This is a genomic window from Streptomyces sp. NPDC030893 (genome assembly GCF_055571535.1).
In genome coordinates this window covers 883541-897255 of the sequence record NZ_JBVIFC010000001.1, presented here as the reverse complement: position 1 = coordinate 897255, position 13715 = coordinate 883541, and the positions used below count along the sequence as shown (strand labels likewise).

Sequence of the window (13715 nt, the reverse complement as noted above, 5' to 3'; positions counted from 1 at the left end):
GACGGGTTCCTGCTCGTCGTCGACGGGTCGTGGCAGACGTCCTGACCCCGCCCGGTGCGGACCTACTCGCCCTCGAACTTCCGGTACGACGGGTCCAGGTCGCGTACCTCGGCGGAGGCGTGCAGCATCCGGTCCTCGGCGGGCTCGACGTACTGCCGCAGCAGGGCCAGTACGGCCTCGGTGAGCCGGGCCTTGGTCTCGTCGGTGCGGCCGGCCAGCAGGCCGATGCTCACGTGCACCAGGGCGTGTCCGCCGGTGTCGGGGCCGACCACGACGTCCTCGGTCCGCCGGAACCGTGTCTTGCACGCCGGCGGCCTGGCGGCCGCGATCTCCACGACGGCGGTGTGCAGGTCCCGCGCGAAGGCGGGCCGGTCGAAGCCGTCCGCCAGCCGCTCGGAGTAGTCGACGGTGATCTGCGGCATGTGAGCCCTCCTGTTCGAGGTCGGGAGGGCTCACACTAGCCGCAGCTCCTTACGGGTCAGCCGGCGGTGGTGAACACCGCGACCGTGCGCGCCGGGACGGTGAACGTGCCGGACCCCTTCGCGTACGACGAGGTCTTCACGACCGCGTCCCGGCCCGCGGCCTGCACGGGGTGCAGCCGGTAGCCGGTGCCCGCGAGGGCGCCGACGCGCTGTTCCTGCCGCTCGGGCGTGGCGTTGAAGACGACGACCAGATCACCGAGCCGCATGGTGATCACACCGGGCGTCTCGTCCTTCCCGGACAGCGGGAAGGAGAGCCGGGACTGCACCTGGCCCGCGGTGTCGAGGGAGAAGACCTTCTCCGTCGTACGGATCCGCAGCAGGTCCCGGTAGGCGGCCGAGGCGCCCTCGATCTGCGGGCAGCCGACCTGCACGGCGCCGAGCAGGGGCTCCGCGTAGGGCCACTTGTCCTTGTTGTCGGCGGCCGGCGGCAGACCGCGGCCGAAGCCGTTGCCGGCCGTACAGTTCCAGTGGATGGCGTTGAACCAGTCGCCGCTGTCGTAGGAGTTGCGGTCCAGGGACTTGGAGCGCAGCAGGTCGGTGCCCGCCTGGGAGAGCGCCGGGCCCTGCGAGAGGGTGGCCGTCGCCATGGCGAGGACCTGCATCCTGGCCCGCTCGTCGGCGGACGTGTCCTTCGGCAGCTTGAAGGCGAGCGCGTCGAACAGCGACTCGTTGTCGTGCGCGTCCGCGTAGGCGAGGGCGTCGCCGGGGGCGGCCGCGTATCCGGCGGGTGAGCCGTTGTAGTCGACCTGGGACCCCTTGACCTCCTTGCCGCTGGTGTCGGTGAAGGTGTAGTCGGCGAGGTTGCCGGAGAGCCCGACCTTGATCAGGTCCTGGTAGTGCAGCAGGCGGGCCTTCTGCTCGGCCTCGGTGCCGTTGCTCTTCGAGGAGTTGGGGTCGGTGTGGAGACCGGAGGCGAAGCCCTGCACGCCGGGGTCCTCGTCGAAGGGTCCGCCGCCGCGCACGGCGTCACGGGCCCGGTCGGAGAAGGTGGCGATGCCGGTGCCGGCCATGTTCTTCTGCGTGGCCTGCTCGAACCGGGCGTCGTCGGCGATCTCGCCGAAGTTCCAGCCCTCCCCGTACAGGATGATCTTCTTGCCGTCGACGCCGTCCTTCTTCAGGGTGAGCGCGTCGAGGGCCTCGCGGACGGCCAGCATGTTGGCCTTCGGGTGGTGGCCCATGAGGTCGAAGCGGAACCCGTCGACCTTGTACTCCCTGGCCCAGGTGACGACCGAGTCGACGACGAGCTTGCCCATCATGGCGTTCTCGGGGGCCGTGTTGGCGCAGCAGGTGCTGTTGGCGACGGAGCCGTCGGCGAGGAGGCGCTGGTAGTAGCCGGGCACGATCCGGTCCAGTACGGAGGTCTTGGCCTGACCGGAGGCGGCGGTGTGGTTGTAGACCACGTCCATCACGACCCCGAGGCCGTCCTCGTTGAGCGCCTTGACCATCTTCCGGAACTCGACCGTGCGCTCGGTGCCGTCCGGGTCGGTGGCGTAGGAGCCCTCGGGAACCGTGTAGTGGTACGGGTCGTAGCCCCAGTTGTAGGCGTCCTTGGCGGCGGCCTTCGCCACGCACTCCTGCTGCTTGTCGGAGTCGGCCGGGTGGGCGGCGAGGTCGCAGTCGACGGTCGCCTGGTCGGACTTCCGCTCGGGGATGGTGGCGATGTCGAAGGCGGGCAGCAGGTGCACGTAGGAGGTGCCGGATTCCGCCAGCTCCCGCAGGTGCTTGCTGCCGTCGCTGGCCTTGTCGGTGAACGCCAGGTAGGTGCCCGGGTGCTTCGCCGTGCGGTCCTCGACGGAGAAGTCGCGGATGTGCAGCTCCTGGATCTGGGCGTCCTTGAGCGGTACGGCCTTCGGCTTGTCGTACGTCGACCATCCGCGCGGCTTCAGGGACCGGTCGGCCAGGTCGACGACGAGGCTGCGTTCGGAGTCGGTGGTCAGGGCGACCGAGTAGGGGTCGGTGACCTTGTTGGTGGTGATCTCCTGGGCTTCGGGCGCCCACACCTTCACGGCGTACCGGTACTCCTTGCCCTTCCAGGAGGGCGGGCCGGTGACGGACCAGACGCCGGTGTCGCCGTCGCGGCGCATACGGACGGTGCGCTCGCCGATCTCCAGGGAGACCTGCTGCGCGGTCGGCGCCCACACCGACAGGGTGGGCCGGCCGTGGCGGAAGACCGGGCCGAGCTCCGCCTTCGTGGCACCGGCTGCGTAGAGGTCGTCGAGGACGCCGGCGATCTGCACGCCGGTCGCGGCGAGCACGGCGCCGCCGGCGGCCCGCTGGGAGGCGACGACCTGGCCGCGCAGGGCCTCGCGCACGAGGTCCCGGTCACGCGGGTCGACGGACCAGGCGGTGCCGTTCCTCAGGTGCGGGAACTTCGCCTTCTGGGCGTCGGTGAGCGTCGCCCTCGTCAGGCGGAGCCAGCGTGCGTCGCCGCTGTCCAGCGTCCCGTCCCGCACCGTGACGGAGCCGGTGCGGGAGGCGAGGAGCTGGGTGGAGGCGGCGGCCTCGGAGCCGTCCCAGACGAGGGTGTCCCGGTCGATCCAGACCGCCTTGGAGGTGGTCGGGTCGAGAGCGGCGGCGGAGCCCGCGGGCTGCGGCAGCAGGTACTTCTCCTGGCCGTTCAACAGCCACACCTCGTGCCCGTCGACCCCGAGGTCGAGCGACTGGTCGGACGGGAGGTCCTTCTCGTCGCCCTTGTGGATGATGTAGCTGAGGCTGGTGGCACCCTCGGCGAGCGGCACCTCGAAGACGGCGCCATAGGCATCGGTCCTCACGGGCTCCAGGGGGTTCGACCAGTCGGTGGGGTGCGCGGCACCGGTCCAGGTGTGCAGGCCCCAGCCGTCGTAGTTCCCGTCCGCCCGGTGGTAGTGCAGGATCGCCTTGCTCGTGTCCTGCGCCGGGTACTCGGGCCGTTCGGTGGTGACGGGTTCCTTGCCCTGCTCGATCCACACCTCGCCGGTCCTGGTGAGGTCGATCGTGCGGTCGGTGGCGACGTCCTTGTTGCCGTCCTTGTCGATGACGAGGAATCCCAGGTCGGACGCGCCCGGCTTGAGCTTGACGTGGGCGAAGGCGCCGTAGGCGTCGCGGCCGGTGAAGGGGTGGCTGTTCGGCCATTCCGTGGCCTCGCCGTCGGCGAGGTCGCCCCAGGCGTACAGGCCCCAGTCGTCGTAGTCGCCGTCGGCGCGCTTGTAGTGGACGATCGCGTAGTCGCGGGAGGCCGCGGTGGGCGGCTCCTCGACGGGCGGGGTGCCCGTGGTGGAGGCGGCCAGGGCGCTCGCGGTGCGGCCGGCCGAGTCGATCACGACGGCCTTGTAGCGCAGGGCGGTGCCGGCGGGGACGTCCTCGCCGATGGTGTGGGTGACCTTGTAGGGGGCGTGGTCGGCGGAGCCGAGGGTCCGCCACTTGCCGTTGCCGGTCTGGGCTGCGAAGACGACCCGGTTGAGCTGTCCGCCCGCGACGTCGGCGGTGAGCTCGACGGTGCCGGTGGCGCCGGCCTCGGGCGCCTTGAGGGTGACCGTGGGCTTCGCGGTCGGCTTGGCGAGCGGGCCGGACGCCTTGAGGACGATCGCCGAGCCGGCCGGGACGGTGACGGTGATCTTCTTGTCGGCGTCGCTGGTGACGGAGGCGTCGGTGCCGTAGAGGCCCTTGAACGTCATCCGCGCGGAGCCGGTCGCGAAGGTGGCCTGCTCGGCCTCGCCGGAGTTGTTGAAGGCGACGACGTACTCGGTGGTGTCCTTGCCCGTGCCGGTGCGGGAGAAGGCGTAGACGCCGGCGCCGTCGGCCGCGTGGCGCTCCTGCTGGATGCCGTCGGTGAGGGCCGGGTGGGCCTTGCGGAGCTTCGCGAGAGCACTGATCTTCCGGTAGAGCGGTGCTCGCGTGTCGTAGGCGTCCTCGGCGTGGGTGCGGTCGGTGCCGATCAGGTCGTCGTCGAGGTAGTCGGCCGTGCGGGAGGCGAAGAGGGTCTGGCGGGCGTCCTTGTCGCCGCCGGCGCCGGTGAAGCCCTGCTCGTCGCCGTAGTAGACGACCGGGTTGCCGCGGCTGAGGAACATCAGCTCGTTGGCGAGCATGTCCTTCCTCAGCAGCTCCGCGTCGGACGCCTTCGGGTTGTCCTGCTTCAGGAACGTCCCGATGCGGCCCATGTCGTGGTTGCCGAGGAAGGTGACCTGCTCGTAGGCGTTGGCCCTGTCGGTCGTGTACTTGTAGTCGTCGCCGAAGACCGAGGCGAGCTTCTTCGCGCTGCCGCCCTGGGAGGCGTACTGGCGGGCCGCCTCCTGGAAGGGGAAGTCGAGGGTGGCGTCGAGGCGGCCCTCGGTGACGTACGGGGCGGTGATGTCCGTGTCGGCGGAGTACACCTCGCCGAACATGAAGAAGTCGTCCCGGCCCTTCTTGGCCGCGTAGGCGTCCAGGGCGGTGGCCCACTGGGTCCAGAACTCCATGTTGACGTGCTTCACGGTGTCGATCCGGAAGCCGTCGATGTCGAAGTCCTTCACCCAGCGCTGGTAGATCTTCTCCATGCCGTCGACGACCTCGGGACGCTCGGTCCACAGGTCGTCGAGCCCGGAGAAGTCCCCGTACTCGCTGGACTCGCCGGCGAAGGTGGAGTCGCCGCGGTTGTGGTACATGTCCGGGTCGTTGAGCCAGGACGGGACCTTGACCCGCTTCTTGGCGCCGGGCACGACCGGGGTGCGCGGGAACGAACCGGCGTCCACGCGCGGGAACTTGCGGGCCCCGTCTGCATAGTCGGAGTCGTCGAAGGGCACACCGTCCTTGGTCAGGTACGGGAAGGCGCCCTTGGAGAGGTAGCCGTAGGACTTCTCCTCGTAGTCGATGACGTCGGCGGTGTGATTGGTGATGACGTCGAAGAAGACCTTCATGCCCTTGGCGTGGGCCTTGTCGATGAGGGTCTCGAGGTCCTCGTTGGTGCCGAAGTGCGGGTCGACCTGGGTGAAGTCGGTGATCCAGTACCCGTGGTAGCCGGCGCTCGCGTCCTTGCCGGTCCCCTGCACGGGCTGGTTCTTGAAGATGGGCGCCATCCAGATGGCGGTGGTGCCGAGCCCCTTGATGTAGTCGAGGTTCTTCGTCAGGCCCTTGAGGTCGCCACCCTGGTAGAAGCCCTTGTCGGTGGGGTCGTATCCGTGGGTGAGGCGCGAACCGGTCAGCCCGCCGCGGTCGTTCCTCGGGTCGCCGTTGGCGAAGCGGTCCGGCAGGACGAAGTAGAACTGTTCGCGCGTCAGGTCGTGCCGCGCGGGCGACTTGGCGAGCTTCGCGTCCGAGGGGGGCGCGGGCGGGGTGGCGGCACTGGCGGCCACCGGCTGCACCAGCGCCGCGGCGAGCGCGGCCACGGTGACGGCGGCGACCCGCCGGCCGCGTGCGGTGCGGCGCCCCGGGGGCGCGGGCCATCTGGGTATCAAGGCGTGAACTCCTTGCGTCTACGGCACATTCGGGTCCGACCCCGCACGCCGCGGCACGGCCCTGTTTCGGCCACGTCACCGGAGCGTCGGCGTGACCGTATCGCCGTTGAAAGCTTTACAGCAAGAGTTCTGAAAGTAACGGTAAGGAATTGCATGGACGGCGACGGCCCGCCGCCCCAACGGGCGGCGGGCCGTGCTCACTTCGACGAGGTGACGAGGTGCCGGACGGGTGTCAGCCGGTGGTCCACCACACGGTCGTGTCCGCCGGGACCTCCGCCTCGCCACCGGTCTCGGTGACCTCACCGGTGGCGATCAGCACCCTGCCGTACGCCGGCGTGGTCACCGGCGCGCCCGTGGTGTTGGCGACGCACACGAACTCGCCGCGGCGGAAGGCCAGTACGCCCTCCGGAACCGTCAGCCACTCCACCGTGTCGCCCGCGCCCAGGTCGGCCTGCTCGCGGCGCACGGCGAGCGCGGCGCGGTACAGCTCCAGGGTGGAGGCGGGGTCACCGGTCTGCGCCTCGACGCTCAGCTCGCCCCAGCCGGACGGCTGGGGCAGCCAGCTGCCGCCGTCGCCGAAGCCGTACGACGAGCCCTCGCGGGTCCACGGGATCGGCACCCGGCAGCCGTCGCGGTAGCCGTCCTGGCCCGCGCCCCGGAAGTACGCCGGGTCCTGGCGCACCTCGTCGGGGAGGTCCACGACGTCGGGCAGGCCCAGCTCCTCGCCCTGGTAGACGTAGGCCGAACCGGGCAGCGCCAGCATCAGCAGGGTGGCGGCGCGGGCGCGGCGCAGGCCCAGCTCGCGGTCGCCGGCCAGGCGGATCTGGGTGCCCAGGCCCGCCGGGTTGGCGAAGCGGGTGGCGTGCCGGGTGACGTCGTGGTTGGACAGCACCCAGGTGGCGGGGGCGCCGACCGGCCGCATGGAGTCCAGGGTGCGGTCGATGACCGTGCGCAGCTCCCCGGCGTCCCAGTGGGTGCCCAGGTACTGGAAGTTGAACGCCTGGTGCAGCTCGTCGGGGCGCACGTAGTTGGCGGTGCGCTCGACGGTCGGGGTCCATGCCTCGGCGACGAAGATCCGTTCACCGCTGTACTCGTCGAGGATGAGCCGCCACTGGCGGTAGATGTCGTGGACGCCGTCCTGGTCGAAGAACGGGGTGACATCGTTGCCCAGCATCCGCAGCTCCTCGTGGGAGCCGAGGTCGGGCAGGCCCTCGGCCTTCACCATGCCGTGGGCGACGTCGATACGGAAGCCGTCCACGCCCATGTCCAGCCAGAACCGCAGGATGGAGCGGAACTCGTCGCCGACGGCCGGGTGTTCCCAGTTGAAGTCGGGCTGCTCGGGCGCGAAGAGGTGCAGGTACCACTCGCCGGGCGTGCCGTCGGGCTCGGTGACGCGGGTCCAGGCGGGGCCGCCGAAGATCGACTCCCAGTCGTTGGGCGGCAGTTCGCCGTTCGCGCCCTTGCCGGGACGGAAGTGGTAGCGGTCGCGCGAGGGCGATCCGGGGCCCTCGGCGAGGGCGCGCTTGAACCACTCGTGCTGGTCGGAGGAGTGGTTGGGCACGAGGTCGACGATGATGCGCAGGCCCAGGCCGTGGGCGTCGCGGATCAGCGCGTCGGCGTCGAGCAGGGTGCCGAACATCGGGTCGACGGCGCGGTAGTCGGCGACGTCGTAGCCGGCGTCGGCCTGCGGGGAGGCGTAGAAGGGGCTGAGCCACACGGCGTCCACGCCGAGGTCGCGCAGGTACGGCAGTCGGGAGCGGATGCCTTCCAGGTCGCCCATGCCGTCGCCGTTGCTGTCGGCGAAGCTGCGCGGATACACCTGGTAGATCACCGCGTCCCGCCACCAGTCGCGGCGCCGTGCGACGGTGGCGACGGCCGCGTCGGTCGTGGGGGTCGGGGCCGGGGCTGCGGAGTGCTGCTGGCTCATGTCGTCCTTGATACGAGGTCGGGCAGGGAGGCGAGGGGGGGCGGGGCGACGGTTGGACGAGGCGGCCGCGGTGACAGCGGGGTCGGATGGACACCGCGGCCGCCTACCCGCGCGAGTCAGGCGCGCGGGGGTCGTCGCCGAAGGGGGGTCACCCCTTCGTGCCGCCGGCGGTCAGGCCGGTGACCAGGTTCTTCTGCACGAGGTAGAAGAACGCGGAGACCGGTATCGCGATCAGGACCGCGGTGGCGGCCATGAGATGGCGCTGTGCGTCGTGCTCGCTGACGAAGCTCTGCAGACCGACGGCGAGGGTGTACTTCTCGTCGTCGAGCATGAACGTCGTCGCGAAGGCGACCTCGCCGAACGCGGTGATGAAGCTGTAGAACGCGGCGACCGCGAGACCGGGCCGGGCGAGCGGCAGGATCAGCCGCACGAACGTGCCGATGGGGGTCAGCCCGTCGACGCGTCCGGCCTCGTCGATCTCGAACGGGATGGTGTCGAAGTAGCCCTTCATCAGCCAGGCGCAGTACGGCACCGCCGTCGAGCAGTAGACGAGGATGAGGCCGAAGTAGGTGTCGATGAGCTGGAGATCCGAGAGGATCTGGTACATCGGCACCATCAGGACGGCCACCGGGAACATCTGCGTGAGCAGCAGCACCCACATGAACTTCTTGTAGCCCGGGAAGCGCATGCGGGAGACCGCGTAGCCGGTGGTGGCGGCGACGAAGACACCGATGAACGTCGTGCCGAGCGAGACGATCAGCGAGCTCTTCAGCCAGTCGAAGAAGTTCGTGTTCTGCAGGACGAACGTGTAGTTGTCCAGTGTCATCTTGCCCCAGATGCCGCCGGGACGCAGATAGTCGTCCTTGTCGGGGCCGAGGGACAGGAAGACCAGCCAGGCGACCGGGAACAGCGCGATCAGACCGGCCACGGTGAGGGCACCGTGCGAGGTGAGCTTCGCCAGGGGGCTGAGCTCGCCGCGCCGGCGCGACGGGCGGGCCGGGGTCCTGTCGTCGGCAGGCCGGTCCGCCGGAGCAGTGGTGGTGACGGTGGAGGTGCTCATGGGGACTCCTGCCTCAGATCGCGAGCTGCTGCTCATTGCGGTTCAGCCAGCGGCGGTAGAAGGAGGTGAAGACGACGAGGATGGCCAGCAGCAGCATGCCGTAGGCCGCGGACTCGGCGAACTCGCGCGGCTGCTGCCCGAAGCCCAGGTAGTAGGCCCAGGTGACGAGGATCTGCGCGTCCGGCGCGGTGTTGCCGAACAGCAGGAAGATCACGGCGAACTGGTTGAAGGTCCAGATGACGCCGAGCAGGACCACGGTGGAGCTGACCGAGCGCAGGCCGGGCAGGGTGACGTGGCGGAACCGCTGCCAGGCGCTCGCGCCGTCCATCTCGGCCGCCTCGTACAGGCTGGCGTCGATGGACTGGAGCCCGCCGAGCAGGGAGATCATCATGAACGGCACACCGCACCAGGTGTTGACCATGATGGCGGCGGTGCGCTGCCAGAAGGTGTCCTCCAGCCACGCCGGGGTGGGCAGGCCGAGGAAGTCCAGGCCGGAGTTGATGATGCCGGCGTCGGCGAGCATGAAGCGCCAGCCGAAGACGGTGACGAAGGTCGGCACGGCCCAGGGCAGGATCAGGACCAGCCGGTAGAGGGTGCGGCCGCGGAGCTTCTGGTTGAGCAGCAGGGCCAGGCCCAGGCCGATGCCGTAGTGCAGGCCGACACAGACCGCCGTCCACACGATCGTCCAGATGAACTTGGACCAGAAGCGGTCGTAGGCCGTCTCGCCCCAGAGGATCTCGGCGTAGTTGTCGATGCCGATGAACTTCCAGGTGGCCTCGATCTCGTTGACGCCGATGGTGCGGGCCGAGTTGATGCTGTCGGCGTCGGTGAGCGTGAGGTAGAAGCCGTAGGCGAGGGGGTACAGCACGATGACGCCGAGCACCAGCGCCACCGGCGCGATCATGGCGTAGGCGTACCAGTACTTCTGGTATCCGCGCTTCAGGCGGCTGACCGGCCCGGGGCGGGGCGCGCGGTCACCGCGGCGCTTGCCGGTCGCGCGGTCGATGGCGACTGTCATGGTTCGGCACCTTCTGGATGATCAAGGGGGTACGGCGGCACAGGCCGGCGGCCGCCGGACCCTCCCCTCCTGGAAGCGGGTCCGGCGGCCACGCGGGCGTTACTTGCTGAACTCCGGCACCAGCTTGGTGATCGCGGTCTCCGCGTCACCGAGGCCCTTGTCCAGGGACTTCTTGCCGCCCGCGATCTGCGGCAGCTCCTCGTCCAGCGGACCCCACAGCGAGCTGTACTCGGGCAGGGCCGGGCGCGGCTGGGCGGCCTCGAGGACCGTCTGGTAGCCGGCGATGCCCGGGTCGGCCTTGACCTTGTCGGTGTAGGCGTCGTCACGCGTGGGCAGCGTGGAGTTCTTCAGCGCGACGGTCTCCTGCGCCTTGGCCGAGGTCATGAAGTTCACGAACTTCAGCGCGGCCTCCTGCTTGTCCTTGCTGGAGCCGGCGTAGACCGAGAGGTTGTGGCCGCCGGTCGGGGAGCCGGCCTTGCCGGCGGAGCCGGCCGGGACGGTGGCGATGCCGAGGTTGTTCTTGTCCGTGAAGGCCGAGCCCTTGTAGAAGTTGGTGATCTCCCACGGGCCCTGGATGATCGAGGCGACCTTGCCGTTGATGAAGGCGTCCTGGATGTGGGCGTAGGCGTCGGCGGTGACGTCGGCCTTGTGCAGGCCCTTGCCCTCGAAGAGGCTCAGCCAGGTGCCGTAGGCCTTCTCGCCCTCGGGCGACTTCACGGTGATCTTCTTGGCGTCGACGTCGACCGTGTCGGTGCCCTCGCCGAACAGGAACGGCTGGGCGTAGTAGGCCTGGGTGGAGCCCCAGTAGCCGTCGACGCCGGTCTTGTCCTTGATGGTGGCGGCGGCCTTCTTCAGGTCGTCCCAGGTCTTGGGGGCCTCGACGCCGGCCTTCTCGAACAGGGCCTTGTTGTAGACGAAGGCGAGCGTGTCGGTGACCAGCGGGACGCCGTAGGTCTTGCCCTCGTACTTGGCCTGCTCGAGCAGGTTGGACTTGAACTTGTCCTGCTCGGCGAGGGCCTCGGTGCCGTCCAGCGGCAGGAAGAAGCCCTTCTTGGCGAAGGCGGGGGTCCAGCCGACCTCGGAGCGCAGCACGTCGGGGGCGCCCGACGCGCCGGCGGCGGTGTCGAACTTGTTCTGCGCCTGGTCGAAGGGAACGTTGACGTACTTGACCTTGATGTCCTTGTTGGCGGCCTCGAACTCCTTGACCAGGGCCTGGTACGTCGGCGCCTCGTTGGTCGCGTTGGAGGTGTCCCACCAGGTGATGGTGACCGGGCCGCCGGCCTTGTCGCCGCTGTCGCTGTCGCCGCCGCAGGCCGTCGCCGCGAGGGCGAGGGACGCCACCAGCGCGGTGGCCGCTATGCCACGCCGCATGAGGTTCTCCTTGAGGGTTAAGCCCGTGAGTGCGGGTCGGCCCCGTCTGCCGTCCCGCTGACCTTGCCGACCGCGCCGTTGCCGCCGCCGGGCGACGTGAACGTAACAGCGCTGGAACCTTTTCGAAAGACCTTGCAGAAAAGTTTTGCAAGCGCCGCCGAGAGTTATGCCGCCGTGACCTGTTCTCGACCGCCCCGCGACCCGGGTTTCCGGCCGTACGACAGGGGTTCGGACTGTTGTGCAAGACTCTGCAAGCACTTGCCATCCGTTGCCGCCGGGGGAATCATCCCTTGCGAACCGACGCCGACCACGACTTGGCCGACCACGACTTGAGGGATCGCGATGACCCAGCAGCCCGCGACGGGCCGTCCCACGGCGCGCACCAGGCGTCCGATCGGTGGGCAAGGTGGGAACAGGCAGCTACAGTCCGGTCCTGTGACCACACGGCTTGCTGATATCGCTGCTCAGGCGGGGGTGAGCGAGGCGACCGTCAGCCGGGTCCTGAACGGGAAGCCGGGCGTCGCCGCCACCACCCGTCAGTCCGTGCTCGCCGCCCTCGACGTCCTGGGCTACGAGCGCCCGGTGCGGCTGCGGCAGCGCAGCGAGGGCCTCGTCGGGCTGATCACCCCCGAGCTGGAGAACCCGATCTTCCCGGCGCTGGCCCAGGTGATCGGGCAGGCGCTGACCCGCCAGGGCTACACCCCGGTGCTCGCCACCCAGACCCCGGGCGGGTCGACCGAGGACGAGCTCACCGAGATGCTCGTGGACCGCGGGGTGGCCGGCATCATCTACGTCTCCGGACTGCACGCCGACACCACGGCCGACATGCAGCGCTACGAGCGACTGCGGGCGCAGGGCGTGCCGTTCGTGCTCGTGGACGGCTTCTCGCCGAAGGTGCAGGCGCCGTTCATCTCCCCCGACGACCGGGCCGCGATGGCGCTCGCCGTGACCCACCTCGCCTCGCTCGGGCACACAAGGATCGGGCTGGCGCTCGGGCCGAAGCGGTTCGTGCCGGTGCAGCGCAAGATAGAGGGCTTCGTCCGCGCGGTGCAGGAGCAACTGGGCCTGGCCGCCGAGACGGTCGAGGCGGAGCTGGTCCAGCACTCGCTGTACACGCTGGAGGGCGGCCAGGCCGCCGCCACCGCGCTGATGGACCGCGACTGCACGGCGGTGGTGTGCGCGAGCGACATGATGGCGCTGGGCGCGATACGGGCGGCCCGGCAGCGCGGTCTGGACGTGCCGAAGGACATCTCGGTGGTCGGCTTCGACGACTCCACGCTGATCGCCTTCACCGACCCGCCGCTGACCACGGTCCGCAAGCCGGTGCCCGCGATGGGCCAGGCCGCGGTGCGCACGCTGCTCGAGGAGATCGGCGGAACGCCCGCGCCGCACAGCGAGTTCGTGTTCATGCCGGAACTGGTGGTGCGGGGTTCGACCGCTTCGGCCCCGGGAGACCGGAATCGGCCCTAGGGAACGGCATCATCCTCGGGGCGGAGAAGATGCGGGTCGGGCCCGACCGGGGGATGATCAGAGGGGGACGTCTTTTCTGGCAGACTCTGTGCCCATGGGTGACTCGACCGTGACCACGCTGGAAGGCCAGGAACAGGCCGTGGCGCACCCTGTCGCGGACGACACGACGGGGCGGCGCCGGCTGCTCCGTGCGCGCACCCCCCGCCGGCCGCGGCTGTGGTTCGAGATCCTGCTGATCGCGGTGAGTTACTGGACGTACTCGCTCATCCGCAACGCGGTGCCCGAGCAGCGGGCCGAGGCCCTGCGCAACGCCGACTGGATCTGGCGGCTGGAGCAGCAACTGGGGCTGGCCTTCGAGGAGTCCGTCAACCACGCCGTCAACTCGGTGACTTGGCTCATCGTCGGCATGAACTACTACTACGCCACCTTGCACTTCGTGGTGACGCTGGGTGTTCTGGTGTGGCTCTACCGTAGTCATCCCGGCCGGTACGCGGCGACCCGGCTGGTCCTGTTCACCACGACGGGCTTCGCCCTGGTCGGCTACTACCTGTTCCCGCTGGCCCCGCCCCGGCTGATGAACGGCCAGGACTTCATCGACACCGTGCTGGTCCACCAGACCTGGGGGTCGATGGCCTCCGGCGACCTGAAGAACATGTCCAACCAGTACGCCGCGATGCCCTCGATGCACATCGGCTGGTCGCTCTGGGCCGGTCTGACCATCTTCGCGCTGGCCGGCGTGCCGTGGGTGCGGGTGCTGGGCCTGGTGTACCCGGCGGGGACCCTGGTCGTCATCGTCGCCACCGCCAACCACTTCTGGCTGGACGCGGTGGGCGGGGTGGTCTGCCTGGCCGTCGGCTACGGGATCGCGCTGGCCTGGTACGGCAGTCAGCCGTACGCCCTGCCCAGGCGGGTGGCCGAACCCGCGCGGCAGAAACGGCAGCCGCCCCGGATCCGGGTGCCGAAGCAGGGCTGAGCGCCC

The 13715-nt window shown here is 69.8% G+C and carries 8 protein-coding genes; 2 read left to right on the top strand and 6 right to left on the bottom strand.

Annotation, left to right across the window (positions count from 1 at the left end; translation table 11 throughout):
* Positions 1–62: 62 nt before the first annotated feature.
* From ACZ434_RS03990 to ACZ434_RS03965, 6 genes are all read right to left on the bottom strand, one after another.
* Positions 63–422, bottom strand: a complete 360-nt coding sequence (locus ACZ434_RS03990; protein WP_468451481.1) for a 5-carboxymethyl-2-hydroxymuconate Delta-isomerase — start codon at positions 420–422, stop codon at positions 63–65.
* 56 nt (positions 423–478) lie between these two features.
* The gene (gene pulA / locus ACZ434_RS03985) at positions 479–5890 is read right to left on the bottom strand and encodes a pullulanase-type alpha-1,6-glucosidase (RefSeq protein ID WP_468451479.1); all 5412 of its coding nucleotides are present in this window, start codon (positions 5888–5890) and stop codon (positions 479–481) included.
* 232 nt (positions 5891–6122) lie between these two features.
* Positions 6123–7817 carry a glycoside hydrolase family 13 protein gene (locus ACZ434_RS03980; protein ID WP_468451477.1) on the bottom strand — a complete coding sequence of 565 codons (1695 nt, stop codon included), beginning with the start codon at positions 7815–7817 and terminating at the stop codon, positions 6123–6125.
* Positions 7818–7965: 148 nt separating this feature from the next.
* Positions 7966–8877 carry a sugar ABC transporter permease gene (locus ACZ434_RS03975; RefSeq protein ID WP_468451475.1) on the bottom strand — a complete coding sequence of 304 codons (912 nt, stop codon included), beginning with the start codon at positions 8875–8877 and terminating at the stop codon, positions 7966–7968.
* Positions 8878–8890: 13 nt separating this feature from the next.
* Positions 8891–9895, bottom strand: coding sequence for a carbohydrate ABC transporter permease (locus ACZ434_RS03970; RefSeq protein ID WP_468451473.1), 1005 nt, complete (start codon positions 9893–9895; stop codon positions 8891–8893).
* A gap of 99 nt (positions 9896–9994) precedes the next feature.
* Positions 9995–11266 (bottom strand): extracellular solute-binding protein, encoded by a 1272-nt coding sequence (locus ACZ434_RS03965; RefSeq protein WP_468451471.1) that lies wholly within the window; start codon positions 11264–11266, stop codon positions 9995–9997.
* A 435-nt stretch (positions 11267–11701) separates the two neighbouring features.
* Here ACZ434_RS03965 and ACZ434_RS03960 point away from each other — a divergent pair, with 435 nt between their 5' ends.
* Entirely contained in the window at positions 11702–12736 is a 1035-nt protein-coding gene (locus ACZ434_RS03960) for a LacI family DNA-binding transcriptional regulator (protein WP_468451469.1), read from the top strand.
* Between the two features lie 94 nt (positions 12737–12830).
* Complete coding sequence (locus ACZ434_RS03955) at positions 12831–13709, top strand: phosphatase PAP2 family protein (protein ID WP_468451467.1); 879 nt, start codon at positions 12831–12833, stop codon at positions 13707–13709.
* Positions 13710–13715: the final 6 nt, after the last annotated feature.